Genomic DNA, 18898 nt, shown 5'->3' with positions numbered 1-18898 from the left:
ACAAACGGTGAGACTTCTGGTTACCGGCGGTGCCGGCTACGTGGGCAGCGTGTGCAGCACGGTCCTGCTCGAACGCGGCCACGAGGTCGTTGTCGTCGACAACCTGTCGACCGGCAATGCCGACGCGGTACCCGCGAACGCCGAGTTCATCGAGGGTGATATCGCTGCTGTCGCCCGGTCTGTCCTCGGGTCCGGCGACAGCTCACCGCGTTTCGACGGCGTCCTGCATTTTGCCGCGCAGTCGCTCGTCGGCGAGTCTGTGGAAAAGCCCGAACAGTATTGGGAGGGCAACGTCGTCACGACGCTGGCTCTGCTCGAGGCGATGCGACTGTCCGGCACCCCACGGCTGGTCTTCTCGTCGACGGCGGCGACCTATGGTGAGCCCGAACGGACTCCGATCACCGAGGATGCGCCGACTCGTCCGACCAACCCGTACGGTGCCACCAAACTCGCGATCGATCACGCGATCACCTCGTACACCAAGGCCCACTCACTCGCCGCAACGAGCCTGCGGTACTTCAACGTTGCCGGCGCATACAAGGGTGCCGGCGAGAACCGAATCGTCGAAACGCATCTCATTCCCCTCGTGCTGCAGGTCGCGCTCGGTCAACGTGACAAGATCTCGGTGTTCGGCACCGACTGGCCGACCAAGGACGGCACCGCCGTTCGGGACTACATCCACGTACTCGACCTCGCCGAGGCCCATCTGTTGGCGCTGGAGTCGTCGGAACCGGGCCACCACAGGATCTACAACCTCGGAAGCGGCGCCGGATTCACTGTTCGCGAAGTGATTTCGGCGTGCGAGAAGGTCACAGGCCTGACCATCGCCGCCGAAGACGCGCCCCGCCGAGCCGGCGACCCGGCCGTGCTCATCGCGTCGAGCGAACGCGCGATCGACGAGCTGGGCTGGCGACCACAGCACACCGACCTCGACGAGATCGTCTCCGACGCCTGGACGTACCTGCAGGGGCTCGGCGATCGTTCACACGCCGCGCGGCGGTAGCGGCCCGACCGGCGGCAGCTGCACGCCGAGATCGCGCGCGACCTGGTGACCGACGATCGCGAGGTCGCGGAGAGCGTCCGGCCGGACGCCGGTCTGAAGAGCGTCGTCGAGAAGTTTCGCCAAGCGGTGAGTCGGGTCGGCAGAGAGAGCCGCGCACAGCGCCACGCCGGCCATCGGCCCATCCCCGCGTACGTATGCGCTGTATCCCAGTAGCGCAAGGGGCTCGGCACGTTCCGGTGCGGGCAAGGTTCTGCCCAGGTGAATCCACATCTGTTCGGCGGCCTCGGCCTGCTCGCCCGTCGACAGTGCGAGCAGGGAGTCGCGGACACTGGGGATTTCGAGCATGAGCGCCAGCTCCGCGCACTCCTGCGTGGGCGGCTCGTCACCGGATTCGAGCTGTGCGATCTGCGTGAGTACCCGCTCCAGGCTGTGCCGATGAGCTCCGACACCGTCTGTGGCCGCCCGGGCCAGGGCAGCGTCTCTCGCACGCTCCTCGCGCGCGGCGTCGATCAGGTCGGCGACACGCACCTGTTCGTGCGGGGAAACGGGGTCGAGAATCGCCTCGAGCTCCTCACGAGATCCGCGGATCGGACGCCCTCCCAGGACCTGGGCCACGGCCACCTCGGAGGCGGTCGGGTCGGGAAGCACTCCTCGGCCGGCCCCGAAGAGATCTCGCCAGGGCGTTCCGGAGTGGATTCCCGAGCAGACGTGCACGGCAACGAGTTCGGTTCCTCCGCGGCGCAGTACGTCCCGGAACTTGTCGGCGATACCTGCGTACCGGTCCAGGTCCCCTGCCGTGGGCCGAGGGGGAATCCGGTCGTCGACCATGACGGCCAGCATCCGGTCGGCCCCCTCCCGAGCGGCGACGGCCGCGAACTGGTCGAGGACGGGGTCCATGACCTCGGCGTCCGTCAATAGCAGGTCGTGACGCATCACGGCACCGACGCTCGTCCCGGCAAGGCAGATCGCAACGAGGGAGCGGCGCGGGTGGAATCCGAGCAACGCCGGGACCGCACTGATCAACGTGCCCGGATCTGAGATCCGGACTGTGCAACGAACGTCGAGGTCCGCGCTCGACGGCGAGAGGGTGTCCGAGCCCGGAGGGAGGTGCGAACCGTGTGGGGATGCTGGGGTCGTCATATGCCGACCCTGCCTCGCACGGCGGTCGCCGAATCCGAACCCGCCAGGGGTTTTCGCGGATCTGTGGATCGCGTCTCCTACTGTGTACAACCCGTGAGTCGAGCAGTCCGGACCTCGATCCGGGTCGGACCCGCGTGCTACTTTCCGCACTCAGCCGGCCCGCACCTTCAGAACCGCGGATCTGAAGAGCTCGTCGAGGGTAGCGGTGTCGTGGGTGGCGGCGTCGAGGTTGGCGGTGTCGGCGGCGGCCCCGAACGACATGGACGTCGCCTGCACGCGCACTTCCCCGACCTGGGCAAAGAGGGTCAGCATCGACTGTGTGACCTCCTGTTCGCCCCGCCCCGAGTTGACCGTCCGGTGAAGTGCGAGGGTCTCGTCGGCGTCGATCGGAGGCGCCGGGGTGAGCACGGTCGTCACGGTGGATTCGACCCCGCTGCGGGTGGCGGTCACCTCAGGGCACTCGGCGACCCGAGCGCCGAGGTCGGCGAGGGGCGTCTGGACCCGGACGAGTTCGATCGTGATCGTGGAACGGTTCACGTTGTCGGTGCCTACAACCATCGCCGTGCCATCGGTCCCGTAGTCCTGTGCCGGCGGCTTGCACCCCGCCGGGTCCACTCGCGCACCCGGCGGGATACCCGCCAAATCAGGTGCCGCCTGCGAAACCGCTTGTGGAGGAAGGACGATGGCCGAATACTGTGGCGGAAAGGACGACGGCTCGAGGAGTAGTTCAGCAAGGGCCCGGGAGCTGGAAAGGTCGTCACCGACTGGACGGGCTGCACCGTCCACCTTCGTGGAACACCCGAGGGGGAGCGCACCGGCGCCCAACACGACCGACCCGAGAACGAGTATCGGCGCGAGGCGTGTCCGCGTCGACATTCTCGGCCCCTCCCGCCGTTGGGTCGCTGCGATCCACCGCTCAGGGTGACACACCCGCCGCCGCACCGCTCGCGAACCGGACCGAAGGCCCGCCCCGTCGCCGCGAGCGGCCCTCGGGAATCGACTTCGCCAATCCGGTGTTGGCTTTCTGGGAGCGCCGTGCGATGAACGCGGTCGGCGCCCAGCACCTCGTCCAGTGTCTCCGGTTTCGGTCGCCGGCAGGTGGTGAGGGACACTGGAAACAGACAATCGAAATGAAAGGGAGCCGTCATGGACGAGCAGTCGAAGATGTACGAGCTGGAGTTCCCGGCGCCGCATCTGTCCACCGCCGACGGCCTGGGCCCAGTTCTGGTTCACGGCCTCGAGGGATTCTCCGATGCCGGGCACGCGGTGAAGCTGGCCACCAAGCACCTACGTGAAAGCCTCGAGTCCGAGCTGGTGGCGTCGTTCGCCGTCGACGAGCTGATCGACTACCGGTCTCGACGACCCACGATGACGTTCAAGGCCGACCACTTCTCCGACTACCAGTCACCCGAGCTGAACCTCTACGCCCTGCGTGACACGGCTGGCACACCTTTCCTCCTCCTGGCCGGCATGGAGCCGGATCTACGCTGGGAGCGATTCACCACGGCGGTGAGACTGCTTGCCGAACAGCTGGGAGTTCGCCGCACCATCGGGATCAACGCGATTCCGATGGCGGTTCCGCACACGCGTCCGCTGAGCGTGACCGCGCACTCGACGAACAAGGAGCTGATCAAGGGTCACCACCGCTGGTCGGGCGAACTCCGCGTTCCTGGTAGCGCATCGTCGCTGCTCGAACTGCGAATGAGCCAGCACGGCCACGAGTCGGTGGGCTACTCCGTGCACGTTCCGCACTACCTCGCACAGACCGAGTACCCGGCTGCGGCTGAGACGCTGCTCGAGAACGTCATGGAGATCGGGAACCTCGAACTGCCACTGGTCGCGCTCGGTGAGGCGTCGGCGCGCATTCGCGAGCAGATCGACGAGCACGTCGCCTCGAACGAGGAGGTCCAGGCCGTGGTGCGCGCGCTCGAGAGCCAGTACGACTCCTATGTCGCTGCCCAGGAACAGCAGTCCTCGCTCCTCGCGACCGACGACGATCTCCCGAGCGGTGAGGAACTGGGCGCGGAGTTCGAACGCTTTCTGGCCGAGCAATCGCGGGGCGAGGACGGCTAGACGGCTCCAGGAGGGGTGGCGGGGTCCGAGTTTGCGATTAGCCGGTCGTTTGTTTGTATGTCCATGTATCGTTGTTAACGAAACCTTTCCGTTATCCGAAGTAACCCTCACAGCGAGAGGGCACCCACTGTTTCGGTGCACGGCTCTCTCTCGGTGCACGGATATACTCACGTGATCAACATCTGAGCGGCGCCCGAGCCGGGCGGCGGCTTCAGGAGGCGATATGGACACTCGCACGCGTATGCTCCGCCCGGTACCGGACGCAGAGCCGCGGCTCGTCTTCCGGACCATCCACGGTTACCGCCGAGCGTTCCGCATCGCCGGCGAGGGTCCCGCCCTCCTCCTCATCCACGGGATCGGCGACAATTCGTCGACCTGGAGTGAGATCATCCCGCACCTGGCCCAGCACCACACCGTCATCGCTCCCGATCTGCTGGGCCACGGCCGTTCGGACAAGCCCCGCGCGGACTACTCCGTGGCCGCCTATGCGAACGGCATGCGGGATCTGCTGTCGGTGCTGGGTGTCGACAGGGCCACCGTCGTCGGGCACTCATTGGGTGGCGGCGTCGCGATGCAGTTCGCGTACCAGTTCCCCCAGATGGTCGAACGCCTGGTCCTGGTGTCGGCCGGCGGTGTGACCAAGGATGTGCATCCGTTGCTGCGGCTCATCTCCGTGCCCGTGGTCAACGAGGCCCTCAAGCTGCTGCGCATTCCGGGCGCGATGGCTGCGGTCCGGGCCGCGAGCGAGATCATCGCCAACGTGCATGGCTCGCCGTTGCGGCCGGGCGCGATGCTGCACGACACCCCGGACCTGGTGCGGGTTCTCGGTGACCTGCCCGACCCCACGGCGTACGAGGCATACCTGCGGACGTTGCGGTCCGTCGTCGACTGGCGCGGCCAGGTGGTGACCATCCTCGACCGGTGCTATCTGACCGAGAACCTGCCGGTCCAGATCATCTGGGGCGAGCGCGACTCGGTGATCCCGGTCAGCCATGCCCATCTCGCGCACTCGGCGATGCCGGGTTCGAATCTCGAGATCTTCGAGAACGCAGGGCATTTCCCGTTCCGGGACGATCCGCTCAGGTTCCTGAAAGTCGTCGAGGACTTCCTGCAATCGACGGCGCCGCTCGAGTTCGACCCGGACCGCTGGCGCGAACTCCTTGTACACGGAGTCGGCGAGGGCACGATCACCGGCACGCCGGAAACCCGGATGGCGGTGCTCGACGCGATGGGGTCCGACGAGCGCAGCGCCACCTGAGGACTGCGCCACCTCGGTCCGGAATGCCGGTATGGCCCCGCGAGGCTCTAGCCTGTAACAGTGCTGCTGCCCGATCTGCTCCCCGGAACCGTCCACCCCACCCGTGTCGATGCCGACGCCCTCTTCGACGCGTTCACCTCGTGGACCAGTGACCGCGGCCTGCAGTTGTACCCGGCGCAGGAGGAAGCGCTCATGGAGCTTGTCTCCGGGGCCAACGTCATCCTTGCCACCCCCACGGGCTCGGGTAAGTCGATGGTCGCGCTCGGCGCGCACTTTTTCGCGCTCGCCGAAGGTCGGCGCACGTTCTACACCGCACCGATCAAGGCGCTCGTGAGTGAGAAGTTCTTCGCTCTGTGCGATGTGTTCGGTGCAGACAACGTCGGGATGATGACCGGCGATGCGTCGGTGAATTCATCGGCCCCGATCATCTGCGCCACCGCCGAGATCGTCGCGAACCTCGCGCTACGTGAAGGTCCGGGCTCCGACATCGGACAGGTCGTCATGGACGAGTTCCACTTCTACTCCGAGCCGGACCGCGGCTGGGCATGGCAAGTTCCGCTGATCGAACTGCCGCAGGCCCAGTTCCTATTGATGTCTGCAACTCTCGGCGACGTCACCTACCTGCGCAAAGACCTCACCCAGCGGACTGGTCGGGAGACGGCGGAGGTGTCGGGGTCCGAGCGGCCCGTGCCGCTGCACTTCTCTTACTCGCAGACTCCGATCGGCGAGGAGATCGCGGAACTGGTCACCACCCACCAGGCTCCCGTGTACGTCGTGCACTTCACGCAGGCGGCAGCCCTCGAGCGGGCACAAGCCCTGACGAGCGTGAACCTGTGCAGTCGTTCCGAGAAGGACGCGATCGCGGAGGCCATCGGCAGCTTCCGGTTCACCACCGGGTTCGGGAAGACCCTGTCGCGCTTGGTACGTCACGGTATCGGCGTCCACCACGCAGGCATGCTGCCCAAGTACCGGAGACTCGTCGAGCGGCTGGCACAAGACGGCCTGCTCAAGGTCATCTGCGGCACCGACACTCTCGGTGTCGGCATCAACGTGCCGATCCGGACGGTGCTGCTGACGGGCCTGACGAAGTTCGACGGCACCCGCACCCGCCAGCTGCGGGCGCGCGAGTTCCACCAGATCGCCGGCCGTGCGGGCCGCGCCGGCTACGACACGTTCGGCAATGTCGTGGTTCAGGCACCCGAGCACGAGATCGAGAACGTGCGGGCGCTGGCCAAGGCCGGAGACGACCCCAAGAAACGGCGGAAGGTGCAGCGGAAGAAGCCCCCGGAAGGTTTCGTGTCGTGGGGCGAAGGCACGTTCGACAAGCTGACCGCCGCGTCCCCCGAGCCGCTCGTGTCGCGGTTCTCGGTGAGCAATTCCATGCTGCTCAACGTGATCGCGAGGCCCGGAAACGGTTTCCAAGCGATGCGACATCTGCTCGAGGACAACCACGAGCCGCGGCCGGCGCAGCGCCGCCACATTCTCAAGGCGATCCGTCTGTACCGGGGGCTGCTGCAGGCGGGCATCGTCGAGCAGCTCGACGAGCCTGACGAGCACGGGCGAATGGCGCGCCTCACGGTAGACCTGCAGCGCGACTTCGCACTCAATCAGCCGCTGTCGCCGTTCGCGCTCGCCTCACTCGAACTGCTCGACGTCGAATCCCCCAGCTACGCACTCGACGTCGTGTCGGTGATCGAGTCCACGCTGGACGACCCACGGCAGATCCTCATGGCTCAGCAGCACGCCGCGCGGGGTGAGGCGATCGCCGAGATGAAGGCCGACGGCATCGAGTACGAGGAGCGTATGGAACTCCTCGAGGAGATCACGTGGCCACAGCCATTGGCGGACTTGCTGTTCCCCGCATTCGAGACCTATCGAGCGGGTCATCCGTGGATGAGCGAGTTCACTCTCTCCCCCAAGTCCGTGGTGCGCGACATGGTGGAGCGGTCGATGACGTTCGCCGAATTGATCAGCCACTACGGTCTGGCCCGGTCCGAAGGTCTGGTGCTGCGCTATCTCGCCGACGCGTACCGCGCACTGCGGCAGACAGTTCCGGCGGAGGCCCGTACCGAGGAGCTCGAGGATCTCACGGAGTGGCTGGGTGAGTTGATCCGCCAGGTGGACTCGAGCCTGCTCGACGAGTGGGAGCAGCTGACGAACCCAGGCGCCGAGTCCGACGACCAGCAGGTTGCGTTCGGCGCCGACACGCCGCGGCCGATCACCACGAACACCCGAGCCTTCAAGGTGATGGTCCGCAACGCGATGTTCCGCCGCGTCGAGCTGGCGGCGCGGCAGCGCTGGGAGGAACTGGCAGAGCTCGGAGACGCCCTCGACGCCGACGACTGGGCCGACCTCATGGAGTTGTACTTCGACGAGTACGACGAGATAGGAACCGGCCCCTCGGCTCGTGGACCGCTGCTCTTCCAGGTAACCGTCGAGCCGAAGTTGTGGCGGGTGCGACAGGTCCTCGACGACCCGGAGGGCGACCACGGCTGGGCGCTGCTTGGTGAGGTCAACCTCGCCGAATCCGACGCGGCCGGCGAGGTGGTCTTCGACGAGTTCGAGGTGGCCGAGGGCTAGTTGCGCTCTTGTGTGATGTGTGACACTGCAACACATGAGTATTGAGCGATCGGAAGATCAAGCAGCCTTGACCGCACCCCCGATGAAGTGGGATGCGTGGGGCGCGCCGGAGAAGAGCACGACCCTCTCGGGCGGCATCAAGGGGCTGCTGCAACAGGCCCTCGGCGTCACGACTCGAGAGGCGCCTGAACGCGTGGCGGACGACGTGCCCCTGGCCCCGAGCGCGGTGTCCGAAGGGCAACTCGCCGCGCTCGCCGCGCTCGTCGGCGAACAGTTCTGCAGTACCGCCCACAACGATCGACTGCTGCGGTCCGGCGGTAAGAGCACGATCGACCTGCTGCGGCGCCGCAGCACCAAACAGCAGGACGCACCAGATGTTGTGGTCATCCCTGGCACCGAGGCCGAAATCACCGAGATCCTCAGGTACTGCGCCGACAACTCGATCGCCGTGGTGCCGTTCAGCGGCGGCACCAGCGCCGTCGGCGGACTCGACCCTGTGCGCGACCGATTCGACGCGGTTCTCTCGCTCGACATGCGCCGTTTCGACTCGCTGATCGACCTCGACACCGACTCGGGAATCGCGACCCTGGGAGCGGGTCTGCCCGGTCCCAGGGTCGAGGAACTGCTTGGCGCGCACGGCTTCTCTCTTGGGCACTTCCCGCAGAGCTTCATGTTCTCCACCATCGGCGGCTTCGCGGCGACTCGCTCCTCCGGGCAGGCTTCCGCTGGTTACGGCCGGTTCGAAGACATGGTGCAGGGCCTGCGGGTGGTGACCCCGGCGGGCATCCTCGACACCGGGCGGGCGCCTGCGTCCGCGGCGGGTCCGAATCTCGGCGAGTTGTTCGTCGGCTCGGAGGGGACGCTCGGCGTCATCACCCAGGTCCGTGTGCAGGTGCATCCGCTTCCGGAGTCCGTCGTCCATGAGGGGTGGCGCTTTCCGGATTTCGAGACCGGTGCGGCGGCACTGCGAGCACTGCGGCAACAGGGCGCGGTCCCGACCGTGCTGCGGCTGTCCGACGAGGCTGAAACGGGAGTCAATCTCGCGACCCACGACAAGATCGGCGAGGAGGCCGTAACCGGTGGTTGCCTGGCAATCACCACGTTCGAGGGCACCACCGAACACACCGCACAGCGGGTGGCCGAGGCCCGCGCGGTCCTGCAGTCTCACGGCGCGACATCGCTGGGCGAGGGCCCCGGAAGCAATTGGGAACATGGCCGTTTCGACGCGCCCTACCTGCGCGACGCCCTGCTCGATGCGGGTGCGCTGGTCGAGACCCTCGAGACGGCCACCACCTGGGGCAATCTCGCCACCTTGCGTGCCGCGGTCACGAAGGCGCTTACCGAGTCGTTGTCCGTGCAGGGAACCCCGGCGCTGGTGCTGTGCCACATCTCGCACACCTACGCGACGGGTGCGTCACTGTACTTCACCATCGTGTGCGCGCAGAACGAAGACCCGATCGACCAATGGAGCAGGGCCAAGACCGCCGCTGGTGACGCGATCATGGCCGCCGGAGGGACGATCACGCACCACCACGCCGTCGGCGTCGATCATCGTCCGTGGATGCGGGACGAGATCGGCGACCTGGGTGTCACCGTCCTGCGAGCTGTCAAGAATGCAGTCGATCCCGCGGGAATCCTCAACCCCGGCAAGCTGATTCCGTGAGTACACAGAAGGCGATCGAGAAGGTCGCCGTCCTGATCAACCCGCTTGCCGGGAACGGCAACGGACTGACCGCCGGTCATAAGGCGGTCGCACGCTTGCGTGAGCGGGAAGTTGCCGTCACGGAAATTATCGGGACGGACGCCGATCACGCCCGCAAGTTGGCCCTGCGAGCCATCGAAGGGGGCACCGACGCGCTCGCCGTCGTGGGCGGCGACGGTTCGATCAGCATCGGGTTGCAGGCAGCTGCGCAGTCCGGGGTGCCGATCGGGCTGATACCGGCGGGAACCGGCAACGACCACGCACGTGAGTTCGGAACCCCCGTCGGTGACCCAGTCGCGGCGGCGGATGTGATCGCCGACGGTGAGGTGCAGGAGTCCGACCTGGCTCGGATCACGCTCGGCGACGGTTCGGTCGTTTGGGCCGGCACCATCGTTGCCAGCGGTTTCGATTCGCTGGTCGCGGATCGCGCCAACCGGATGTCATGGCCGAAGGGCCGGATGCGGTACAACCTGGCGATGCTCGTGGAACTCTCGCAGGTCAAGCCCCTGCGCCACCGCATCGAGCTGGACGACGAAACCGTTCAGGTCGACGCTACGCTCGTCGCAGTCGGCAACGGCCGTTCATATGGCGGCGGGATGCAGATCTGCCCGAAGGCGGACCGGACCGACGGTCTGCTCGATGTGACGGTCGTCGAGCACGGTCGTCGATCGAGGCTGGTCCGACTGTTCCCACGGGTCTACAAGGGCACGCACGTGGAGTTACCCGATGTGCAGACCTACCGTTCGCGGACGGTGCGGTTGCAGTGCGAGGGCATCCCAGCCTATGCGGACGGGGACAGAGTCGGGCCTCTCCCGGTGACGATCGAGGCGGTTCCGGCAGCGTTGCACATCCTCAGTCACGCGCCGGCCTGAGTCGCGACAGCGGGGCCACTAGGTCGACGGCTTGAACGGCCCGGCGTTACGCGGCCTGCGGTTCGACTGTTCACGCGTCGTAGCCTGCTGCTCCCGAATCCGCTTCTCCTCCTTGCGGACCTCGACGAGATTGGCCCGCTCGGCGACGAGCCAGTCCGGCTGGTCGGCCAGCAGGTCCTCGATCTGTGCGGTGGTGAGGGCTTCGGCGACACCGCCACGGGCTAGACCGGAGATCGACACACCGAGCTTGGCGGCGACGACGTTCTTCGGGTGCGGACCTTCACGGCGCAGCGTGGCGAGCCACTCCGGTGGGTTGGTCTGCCATTCGTTCAGGTCGTCGCGAGAGACCACTCCGGCTTGGAACTCGGCGGGGGTGGCCTGGAGGTACACACCCAGCTTCTTGGCGGCGGTGGCCGGCTTCATCGTCTGGGAGCTCTTCTGCGACGTCATGCGTCAAGGGTAGCGAGCAGGCAGCACCCGGTGGCACCGGCGACTCCGGGACGTTGGCGGGTAGCCTGACCCGGTGACCGAGTCGACCGAAGCCCGACCGTTCCGGCTCGCGTACGTCCCCGGTGTCACGCCGGCGAAGTGGGTCCGCATATGGGGCGAGCGGATGCCCGAGTCGCCGCTCGAACTGATCGCAGTCGATGCCGCCGACGCCGCCGCAGCACTGCGCGAGGACCGAGCCGACGCTGCCCTGCTGCGCCTCCCGGTCGAACGCGACGGTCTCAGCGTCATCCCGCTGTATGCAGAGGTACCCGTCGTCGTAGTGCCCAAAGACCACGTGTTCACCGCCGCCGAGCAGATCGCGCTCGCCGATCTCGCAGACGAACTCGTCCTCGACCCGCTCGACACTCCACTGGCGTGGCACCAACTCCCGGGGCGCCCCGCACTGGACCGCCCGTCCTCGACAGGCGACGCGATCGCGCTCGTCGCCGCGGGCGTCGGTGTCGTCGTCGTTCCGCAGTCGCTCGCGCGCTTGCACCACCGTAAGGACCTCACGTACCGGCCTGTCGACGGAGCACCGGAGTCCCGCGTTGCGCTGTCGTGGGTGGAGGACCGGACGACTGATCTTGTCGAAGAGTTCATCGGGATCGTCCGCGGCCGCACCGCGAACAGTTCGCGTGGCCGCAACCCGGCCCAGACACCGAAGAGCAAGACAGGAAAGAGCACAGGGCTCGGGCCACGTGAACAGACTCAGGCCAGATCCGGCAAGCCGAGGACACAAGACCGGCGCCGCGCCGCCGGCAAGTCGGGGTCCAAGTCGAGGACAGGCGGGCGCAGACGCCGCTGACGGCGGGCTGTGCTCGTGCGGTCAGCCCTCGACAGCGGCCACACCGGTCGGCGCCGCACTGCGCAGCAACTGCACCAGCTTCCGGTACTCCTCGGCACGCCCGCTCGACGCCCGGAAAACCAGGCCGATCGTCCTGCCAGGGGTCGGGTCGGCGAATCGCGCGGTGGCGAGGTCACCGCGCCGGGTCTCAACAGGAACGGCCGAGTCGGGCACCAGCGTCACGCCCAATCCCCCTGCCACGCACTGCACGACCGTCGCGAGGGAGGTCGCACGCGTGTCCCCGGACGGCGGGTGCGCATCGACCGACCGGCACAGGTCCAACGTTTGATCGCGCAGGCAGTGCCCCTCGTCGAGGAGCAGTAGGGGGAGTTCGTCGAGCACGTCGAGCGATAGGTCGCTGCGGCCCGCGAGCGCGTGCCCCGTCGGCAGGACAAGCACGAACTCCTCTTTGTACAAAGGGATCTCGATCAGACCTGGCGCCTCCGACGGCAACGCCATCGCGGCGACGTCGATCACGCCGGCCCGGAGGGACTCGAGCAGGCGTGCGGTCTGGTCCTCGATGACCTGCGGCACCAGCGCGGGCATCTCCCGCCTGAGCGCGGAGAGCACAGCCGGCAGCACGTAGGGTGCGACCGTCGGAATCAAACCGATGCGCAGGGGACCGACGAGGGAATCGCCTACCCCGGCCGCGGCGGCGACGAAACCGTCCGCAGCATCGAGGATCAACTTGGCTTGGGTGAGCAGCTGCTCGCCCGCGACTGTCACCAACACACGCCGGGTGCTGCGCTCGATCAGCTGCACTCCGAGGCCGTTCTCGAGCGATGCGAGCGCCTGCGACAACGTGGGCTGACTCACATTCAAGCGTGATGCGGCCGTTCCGAAATGGCGATACTCGGCCACCGCGACGAAGGCACGCAGCTGCGACAGTGTCGGTTGATAAGTCCCATCAGCCATACCTATCAGTGTAGTACTACCTATCGATTTTACCTTTTGAAACGTTTCGGGCAGTATTCGTCCATACCGAACGGCGCAGGACGTGAAGCCGCGACAACTCCGGCTTCCCAGACCCGCTCGAGGTAGCGCGCAGCACCGAGTCCACGGTGCGTGCCCGCGCATCCAATGCACGAAATCAAGTAGGAGGACGACCACACATGGCTCTGCTGACCATCGGCGACCAGTTCCCGGCTTACAACCTGACCGCCGTGATCGGTGGCGACCTGTCCAAGGTCGACGCCAAGCAGCCTGATGACTACTTCACCCAGGTCACCAGTGACGACTACGCCGGCAAGTGGCGCGTCATCTTCTTCTGGCCCAAGGACTTCACCTTCGTCTGCCCGACAGAGATCGCCGCGTTCGGCAAGCTGAACGGCGAGTTCGCCGATCGTGACACTCAGGTACTCGGCGCCTCGGTCGACAACGAGTTCGTCCACTTCCAGTGGCGTGCCCAGCACGAGGACCTCAAGACCCTCCCCTTCCCGATGCTCTCGGATCTGGGGCGTGAACTTTCCGAGGCCACCGGCGTCCTGAACGCCGACGGTGTCGCCGACCGCGCCACTTTCATCGTGGACCCGAACAACGAGGTCCAGTTCGTCTCGGTCACCGCCGGATCCGTGGGCCGCAACGTCGACGAGGTGCTGCGTGTCCTCGACGCCCTGCAGTCCGACGAGCTGTGTGCCTGCAACTGGAAGAAGGGCGACCCGACGATCGATGCCGGCGCTCTCATGACCGAGGGCGTCTGATATGTCAGTCGAGAATCTCAAGAACTCGCTTCCCGAGTACGCCAAGGACCTCAAGCTCAACCTCGGTTCGCTCGCGCGCTCGACCGAACTGAACGAGCAGCAGCTGTGGGGCACCTTCCTCGCGTGCGCAGCCGCCACCAGGTCGGCTTCGGTGCTGCGGGAGATCGCCGAAGAGGCCGCCGATGTGCTGTCGGCCGAGGCGTACAACGCGGCCCTCGGTGCCGCATCGATCATGGGCATGAACAACGTCGCCTACCGCGCCAAGGGCTTCCTAGGTGACGAGTTCGCCCAGGTGCGCATGGGTCTTCGTATGAACATCATCGGCAACCCCGGTGTCGAGAAGGCCGATTTCGAGCTGTGGTCGTTGGCCGTGTCCACGATCAACGGCTGCCACGACTGCACCGCCGCGCACGACGCCGTCGTGCGCAAGGAGGGCTTCACCAAGGAGCAGGTCTGGGAGGCCGTGAAGGTCGCGGCCACTCTCCAGGGTGTCGCGCAGGCGCTGGTCGTGAACGACATCCTCGCGAACGCCTGACCGCTGCACACGCATCGAAGTCCCCCGACGTGGTCTCGCCATCTCGGGGGACTTCGGGCGTTTCAGCGATAACCTGGTCCCTATGACCATCGACGTCCATGTCGTTCGTGTGTTCACCGATTCCGATGGGAAACACGGCAATCCGCTCGGCATAATCGACGCGGCCGCCGTCGACGAGTCCGAACGTCAGGCGATCGCCAAGCGCCTCGGATTCAGCGAGACGGTATTCGTCGAAATGCCCGAGCCCGGCGCGCAGACCGTCCGCGCACGCATCTTCACCCCCGTGTCCGAGCTCCCGTTCGCTGGGCACCCCACCGTCGGCCTGACCTGGTGGCTGGATCAAAACGGCTTCGCCATCGAGGCCATCGATGTACCGGCCGGCCGTGTCGAGATCTGCATCCGGCACGGCGTGGCTTGGGTTCGCACCCGACCCGAATGGGCTCCCGAGTTCGCGCTCCACCCGATGCCCCACGTCGACAACGTCAACCACGCGCGAGCGCAGGACTTCACCGACGGACAGCACTACATCTGGGCGTGGGAGGACGAACTCGAGGGACGCATCCGGTCACGAATGTTCGCACCGAAGCTCGGGATCAGCGAGGACGAGGCCACGGGATCGGCGGCAGTGCGGATCACTGCCCACCTGCGGCGGTCGCTGCTCATCAACCAGGGACGAGGCTCTCGAATCCACACGAAGTTCGATGCCGACGGCTGGGTCGAGATCGGCGGACTCGTCCACGCAGAACGCACCGTCACCATCTGATACTCACCACAGGACGGTTCACGGCCCTAGGTCTCTTCAATCACGGTCGGGGAATGTCTCCGGCGGGGCCATCCGGGCCGAGGAGTACAGCGATCTCATCGCCCATCCTCACGCCCGGAGCCAACGGAAGACGGTCACCGCTCCAGAACCGGCCCGGGTCGTACCAGTTGACCTTGCGTTCGGACGTCAGAAGTCCCATCGCCTCGTAGGTCGACGCCACCACCTCAGCACAGTAGATGCTCTCGACACCGGCATCTTGCTGCGCCTCGCCGCGACCGCGACGCCTGCGCCGCTTGGGCAGCCGCCCGCCGACCCACCGCGACGCCAACCGCGCCGTGGAGGGGAAGGGTGTGCCATCGAGTCGGGCAATGGTCCGCATCAACGCGTCCTCCTGCTCACGAGTGACAGGACTCTCGAGTTGCCGCAGCCATGCACGCTGACCGTAACGCGTACCCCACACCTGGACGGCGGCCCGCAGATCATGCAGTTGGACGCCACGCTGGAACCTGCCGGTCCACATGTCCGGGAGCGAATGTCCGAGTTCGGCATGCCACATCAGCGGCGGCAGATCGTCGAGGGCGACGGACATCCCGACGTGGTTCACGGGGCTGTTCGTGAGTGTCTGGATCGCACGATCGGCCCCGGATTGCCCACGGAAGATCCAGATGTCGCCGGTGCGGGTAATGTCCACCGCGTCATCCAGATCGACCTGCGATACGTGCGTCCGCCGAGTCATACCCCTAGCCTAAGGCGATGCGCTTGGACAGCAGACGCGTGTTGAAAGTCCTAGGCCTGGCCGGCGCCGTGGGCGTCGCCGCCGGCGGGGTCCTGGTGGTGCGAGCCGAGCGGCGACGCCGCGCCTACAGTGCCGACGAGGTCCGCGACCGGCTCCACGCCCGCTTCGCGCAGGCATCCGCTGCCGCTGACCGCGCCACCGTCGACCTTGTCGAGGTGAAACCGCCTCTGCTGCAACGCGTGTCGCGCCGACTGCGTCGACGCCGCTGAGCCGGCGCTGGACCGGTGCTCAGCCCAGCGCCTTGGCTACTCCCGCCGCCATCTCGGCGACCTGATCGTCGGTCATGACGAACGACGGCGAGAACTGCATGGCGCCTTGTCCGGCGGCACGACCCGAGATCCCCACCTCCCGCAGGGCCTTCACGAACGGCAGTGCCTCGGCCGGATCGGCCAACTGCACCGCCGCGACCGCGCCGAGTCCACTGCGCACCTCCGCAACCCGCGGGTGCGACGCGAGCGGGAGCAGATGTTCGTGCAACGACGCTTCCAGCCGCTTCGATTCCGCGAGCAGGCCTTCGCGCTCGACGATGTCAAGATTGGCCATAGCCGCGGCCGCCGCCCCCGCGTGGCCCCCGTAGGTGTAGCCGTGCCTCCACCACACTCCGCCACCGAAGAACGGTTCGGCGACGCGCGGCGCGATAAGAACCGCCCCCATCGGGACATATCCCGAGGTGAGCCCCTTCGCGGTGGTCACCATGTCGGGCTGAAGATCAAAGCGTGTGGACGCGAACCACGACCCGCCGATCCGCCCGAACCCGGTTACGACCTCGTCGACGACGAACAGGATGCCGTGCTCGCGGCAGATGTCGCGAACCTCGGTGAGATAGCCCGCGGGAGGAAGATAGACGCCACCGGCCCCGATGATCGGCTCACAGAAGAACGCAGCGATGGTGTCGGCGCCCTCACGCTCGATCAGATCGAGCAGGTCCTTCGCATCGTCCCACTGCACGGTGCGGGTATCCGGCATCAGCTCTCCGTATCCCTCTCGGTTGACCGGGATACCGGCGAGTGCGGTGCCCGCGACGTGCATGCCGTGGTATGCCTTCTGCCTGCCCACGATCAGTTTCTTCGATGGCATCCCAACTTCGATCCAGTACCGACGAGCCAGCTTGGCAGCCGTGTCGACGGAGTCGGAGCCACCCGACGTGAAGAACACCTTCGAACCTGGCACCGGCGCGATCTCGGCCAGCCGCTCGGCTAGCGCGCACGTGACGTCGGAGGTGAAATCGCCGAAGTTCGAAAAGTGAGCCACCTTCGACAACTGCGCCCCGACGGCGTCGGCGATCTCGGTGCGTCCGTGCCCGACGTTGGCGAACCACAGGCCAGCAGTCGCATCGAGATATCGAGCCCCACGGTCGTCCCAGATGTAAGCACCCTCACCCCGGGTCACCACGAACGCGCCGTCGCGCTGCACCGCTCCCATATCCGCGAATCCGTGCCACAGTGCCGAAGTCATCTTCGTCCCTTCTTCAAAAACCACTGCAGGTTCAAAAAACCGCTGCAGGCGACTATGCCACTGGACGAGGAGTCACCGCTTTTCGGACTCCCCGACTTTCCGAACTGCCAGACCGCGGCTACTTGTGGGCGAAGGCGGACGGCTGTGCCTCGGTGTCCACACCTGGAATGCCGCGCCCGCGGATCGACGCTCCCGCCGTCTCGGTAACGAACACCAGCGCTACGAGTCCGACGACACAGGCACTCATCATGTAGAACGCCGGCATCAGAGTGTTTCCCGTCCAGTCGATGAGGAAGTCGTTAGCGGCGGGCGCCGTGCCGCCGAACAGCGATGTCGACACGTTGTACGCGATGGCGAACCCCGCGAACCGGACGTGTGTGGGGAACATCGCAGGGAACGTAGCCGAGATGGTGGACAACTGCAGCAGGTACAAGGTCCCCAGGATCGCGAATGCGACTATCGCCCACCCAAAGCCCTGACGCATCAACAGATACATCGGGACCGCGAACACGAACAGGCCGACCAGCGATGTGAACCACAGTGGTTTGCGCCCCACCCGGTCCGACAACGCCCCCGCGAACGGGATCATGGTCATCATGACGAGCTGACCGACAGTGAACAGCGTCAGGGACTCCGTCGACGTCAGACCGATCTGAGTTTCGAGATATGTCGGCATGTAGCCGAGCAACGTGTAGTTGGTGATGTTGAGTGCGATCACCAGCCCGGTCAGCAGCAGGATCGGCTTCCAGTACCTGGTGACCAGGTCTTTGAACTCGGTGGTTGCCGCGTGCTCCGTGGCACCCTCTGCGTCGAGTTCCCGGAACACCGGCGTGTCCGCGAGCCTGGTCCGCAGGTACAGGCCCACGAGGCCCAGCGGGCCGGCGATCAGGAATGGCAGTCGCCAACCCCACGTCTGCATGAATGCGTCCGTGGACGCCAAGTCCACTCCGAGCACCACGATCGCACCGAGCGCGTACCCGCCGAGGGTGCCGAACTCGAGGAAACTCCCGTAGAAGCCGCGCTTGCGGTCCGGGGAGTACTCCGCCATGAAGGTGGCGGCCCCGCCGTACTCACCGCCGGTCGAGAAACCCTGCACCATGCGTAACAACACCAACAGGAAGGGCGCCCACCACCCGATGGCGTCGTATCCGGGCAACAGGCCGATTCCGAACGTGGCGCCCGCCATCAGGACGATCGTGAGGGCGAGCACTTGACGGCGCCCCAGTCGGTCACCCAGGGGCCCCCACACCAGCCCACCGAGCGGCCGGACCAGGAAGGACACCGCGAACACGAGCAGCGCGTACAGCGTGCCCGAACCGCCCTCCGCGGGGAAGAACGTCACCGAAATGTATGAAACGGTGAATGCGTAAATGCCGTAGTCGAACCATTCGGTGGCGTTGCCCATCGCGGATGCCGCGACCGCCCGACGCAAAACGCCTGGTGGAACCGATTCCCTCGGATCTGGCGGCCACGCGGATGTCATGTTCGGCCTCCTTGGGGTTTCGGCGAGCCCCTTTCCGCCGCGGTCCGGCGCCGTGCGACACCCGTCCGTGACCAGGAATCGATTCAGCCTCCCAACGAACCTAGAGCGCTCCCGTCCGGTGCGCCGACCGAACTTGGCGATCCACCTGGTCACCAGCCGCTCGAGCGCATCTCCTGCGGCCACATCGCAGCGCGCCGAGCGGGTT

The 18898-nt window shown here is 66.4% G+C and carries 18 protein-coding genes; 11 read left to right on the top strand and 7 right to left on the bottom strand.

Features of this window, described 5'->3' with window-relative positions; all coding sequences use genetic code 11:
• The first annotated feature begins 7 nt into the window (after positions 1-7).
• A complete protein-coding gene (gene galE, locus EGT50_RS05460; protein ID WP_127951577.1) occupies positions 8-1003 on the top strand; it encodes a UDP-glucose 4-epimerase GalE in 996 nt (331 codons plus the stop codon).
• Here galE and EGT50_RS05455 read toward each other — a convergent pair.
• Entirely contained in the window at positions 983-2143 is a 1161-nt protein-coding gene (locus EGT50_RS05455) for a DUF4192 domain-containing protein (protein ID WP_127951576.1), read from the bottom strand. The genes galE and EGT50_RS05455 overlap by 21 nt on opposite strands.
• A gap of 150 nt (positions 2144-2293) precedes the next feature.
• Entirely contained in the window at positions 2294-3019 is a 726-nt protein-coding gene (locus EGT50_RS05450; protein WP_127951575.1) for a DUF5642 family protein, read from the bottom strand.
• A gap of 270 nt (positions 3020-3289) precedes the next feature.
• On the opposite strand from EGT50_RS05450, the gene EGT50_RS05445 reads away from it, so the two are divergent.
• The 5 genes from EGT50_RS05445 (at position 3290) to EGT50_RS05425 (ending at position 10628) form a co-directional block, all read left to right on the top strand.
• Positions 3290-4216: a proteasome assembly chaperone family protein gene (locus tag EGT50_RS05445; RefSeq protein ID WP_127951574.1), complete on the top strand. Its 927-nt coding sequence runs from the start codon at positions 3290-3292 to the stop codon at positions 4214-4216.
• Between the two features lie 223 nt (positions 4217-4439).
• Positions 4440-5474 carry an alpha/beta fold hydrolase gene (locus EGT50_RS05440; protein WP_127951573.1) on the top strand — a complete coding sequence of 345 codons (1035 nt, stop codon included), beginning with the start codon at positions 4440-4442 and terminating at the stop codon, positions 5472-5474.
• 60 nt (positions 5475-5534) lie between these two features.
• Positions 5535-8054, top strand: a complete 2520-nt coding sequence (locus EGT50_RS05435) for a DEAD/DEAH box helicase (RefSeq protein ID WP_127951572.1) — start codon at positions 5535-5537, stop codon at positions 8052-8054.
• Between the two features lie 82 nt (positions 8055-8136).
• Entirely contained in the window at positions 8137-9717 is a 1581-nt protein-coding gene (locus EGT50_RS05430) for an FAD-binding oxidoreductase (protein WP_127952194.1), read from the top strand.
• Positions 9714-10628, top strand: coding sequence for a diacylglycerol kinase (locus tag EGT50_RS05425; RefSeq protein ID WP_127951571.1), 915 nt, complete (start codon positions 9714-9716; stop codon positions 10626-10628). Before EGT50_RS05430 ends, EGT50_RS05425 begins: the two co-directional genes overlap by 4 nt.
• Positions 10629-10646: 18 nt before the next feature.
• On the opposite strand, the gene EGT50_RS05420 is transcribed toward EGT50_RS05425, so the two are convergent.
• A complete protein-coding gene (locus tag EGT50_RS05420; RefSeq protein ID WP_127951570.1) occupies positions 10647-11078 on the bottom strand; it encodes a DUF5997 family protein in 432 nt (143 codons plus the stop codon).
• A gap of 73 nt (positions 11079-11151) precedes the next feature.
• Here EGT50_RS05420 and EGT50_RS05415 point away from each other — a divergent pair, with 73 nt between their 5' ends.
• Positions 11152-11922, top strand: a complete 771-nt coding sequence (locus EGT50_RS05415) for a LysR substrate-binding domain-containing protein (RefSeq protein WP_127951569.1) — start codon at positions 11152-11154, stop codon at positions 11920-11922.
• A 21-nt stretch (positions 11923-11943) separates the two neighbouring features.
• On the opposite strand, the gene EGT50_RS05410 is transcribed toward EGT50_RS05415, so the two are convergent.
• Positions 11944-12876, bottom strand: coding sequence for a hydrogen peroxide-inducible genes activator (locus EGT50_RS05410; protein ID WP_127951568.1), 933 nt, complete (start codon positions 12874-12876; stop codon positions 11944-11946).
• Positions 12877-13073: 197 nt separating this feature from the next.
• Between EGT50_RS05410 and EGT50_RS05405 the strand changes: the two genes are divergently transcribed.
• The 3 genes from EGT50_RS05405 (at position 13074) to EGT50_RS05395 (ending at position 14959) form a co-directional block, all read left to right on the top strand.
• Entirely contained in the window at positions 13074-13661 is a 588-nt protein-coding gene (locus tag EGT50_RS05405; protein ID WP_127951567.1) for a peroxiredoxin, read from the top strand.
• A gap of 1 nt (position 13662) precedes the next feature.
• Positions 13663-14196 (top strand): carboxymuconolactone decarboxylase family protein, encoded by a 534-nt coding sequence (locus EGT50_RS05400; protein WP_127951566.1) that lies wholly within the window; start codon positions 13663-13665, stop codon positions 14194-14196.
• Positions 14197-14278: 82 nt separating this feature from the next.
• Positions 14279-14959, top strand: coding sequence for a PhzF family phenazine biosynthesis protein (locus EGT50_RS05395; protein ID WP_127951565.1), 681 nt, complete (start codon positions 14279-14281; stop codon positions 14957-14959).
• 40 nt (positions 14960-14999) lie between these two features.
• Here the strand turns inward: EGT50_RS05395 and EGT50_RS05390 are convergent, their stop codons facing one another.
• Positions 15000-15695 carry a hypothetical protein gene (locus EGT50_RS05390; protein ID WP_127951564.1) on the bottom strand — a complete coding sequence of 232 codons (696 nt, stop codon included), beginning with the start codon at positions 15693-15695 and terminating at the stop codon, positions 15000-15002.
• 17 nt (positions 15696-15712) lie between these two features.
• On the opposite strand from EGT50_RS05390, the gene EGT50_RS05385 reads away from it, so the two are divergent.
• Positions 15713-15964, top strand: coding sequence for a hypothetical protein (locus tag EGT50_RS05385; protein WP_127951563.1), 252 nt, complete (start codon positions 15713-15715; stop codon positions 15962-15964).
• 19 nt (positions 15965-15983) lie between these two features.
• Here EGT50_RS05385 and EGT50_RS05380 read toward each other — a convergent pair whose 3' ends face one another.
• Positions 15984-17210, bottom strand: a complete 1227-nt coding sequence (locus EGT50_RS05380) for an aminotransferase family protein (protein ID WP_127951562.1) — start codon at positions 17208-17210, stop codon at positions 15984-15986.
• 118 nt (positions 17211-17328) lie between these two features.
• Positions 17329-18693, bottom strand: coding sequence for an MFS transporter (locus EGT50_RS05375; RefSeq protein ID WP_127951561.1), 1365 nt, complete (start codon positions 18691-18693; stop codon positions 17329-17331).
• Between the last annotated feature and the right edge of the window lie 205 nt (positions 18694-18898).

It is taken from the genome of Rhodococcus xishaensis, assembly GCF_004011825.1.
In the GTDB taxonomy this organism is placed as follows: Bacteria; Actinomycetota; Actinomycetes; order Mycobacteriales; family Mycobacteriaceae; genus Prescottella; species Prescottella xishaensis.
The sequence above is the reverse complement of the archived record's forward strand: the minus strand, read 5'-3'. Positions and strand labels throughout refer to the sequence as shown.

Excerpts from the sequence above, each read along its gene's own strand:
- EGT50_RS05455 (WP_127951576.1), bottom strand. The coding sequence starts at position 2,143 with ATGACGACCCCAGCATCCCCACACGGTTCGCACCTCCCTCCGGGCTCG.
- EGT50_RS05450 (WP_127951575.1), bottom strand. The coding sequence starts at position 3,019 with ATGTCGACGCGGACACGCCTCGCGCCGATACTCGTTCTCGGGTCGGTC.
- EGT50_RS05445 (WP_127951574.1), top strand. The coding sequence starts at position 3,290 with ATGGACGAGCAGTCGAAGATGTACGAGCTGGAGTTCCCGGCGCCGCAT.
- EGT50_RS05440 (WP_127951573.1), top strand. The coding sequence starts at position 4,440 with ATGGACACTCGCACGCGTATGCTCCGCCCGGTACCGGACGCAGAGCCG.
- EGT50_RS05430 (WP_127952194.1), top strand. The coding sequence starts at position 8,137 with ATGAAGTGGGATGCGTGGGGCGCGCCGGAGAAGAGCACGACCCTCTCG.
- EGT50_RS05420 (WP_127951570.1), bottom strand. The coding sequence starts at position 11,078 with ATGACGTCGCAGAAGAGCTCCCAGACGATGAAGCCGGCCACCGCCGCC.
- EGT50_RS05410 (WP_127951568.1), bottom strand. The coding sequence starts at position 12,876 with ATGGCTGATGGGACTTATCAACCGACACTGTCGCAGCTGCGTGCCTTC.
- EGT50_RS05405 (WP_127951567.1), top strand. The coding sequence starts at position 13,074 with ATGGCTCTGCTGACCATCGGCGACCAGTTCCCGGCTTACAACCTGACC.
- EGT50_RS05400 (WP_127951566.1), top strand. The coding sequence starts at position 13,663 with ATGTCAGTCGAGAATCTCAAGAACTCGCTTCCCGAGTACGCCAAGGAC.
- EGT50_RS05395 (WP_127951565.1), top strand. The coding sequence starts at position 14,279 with ATGACCATCGACGTCCATGTCGTTCGTGTGTTCACCGATTCCGATGGG.
- EGT50_RS05390 (WP_127951564.1), bottom strand. The coding sequence starts at position 15,695 with ATGACTCGGCGGACGCACGTATCGCAGGTCGATCTGGATGACGCGGTG.
- EGT50_RS05385 (WP_127951563.1), top strand. The coding sequence starts at position 15,713 with ATGCGCTTGGACAGCAGACGCGTGTTGAAAGTCCTAGGCCTGGCCGGC.
- EGT50_RS05380 (WP_127951562.1), bottom strand. The coding sequence starts at position 17,210 with ATGACTTCGGCACTGTGGCACGGATTCGCGGATATGGGAGCGGTGCAG.
- EGT50_RS05375 (WP_127951561.1), bottom strand. The coding sequence starts at position 18,693 with ATGACATCCGCGTGGCCGCCAGATCCGAGGGAATCGGTTCCACCAGGC.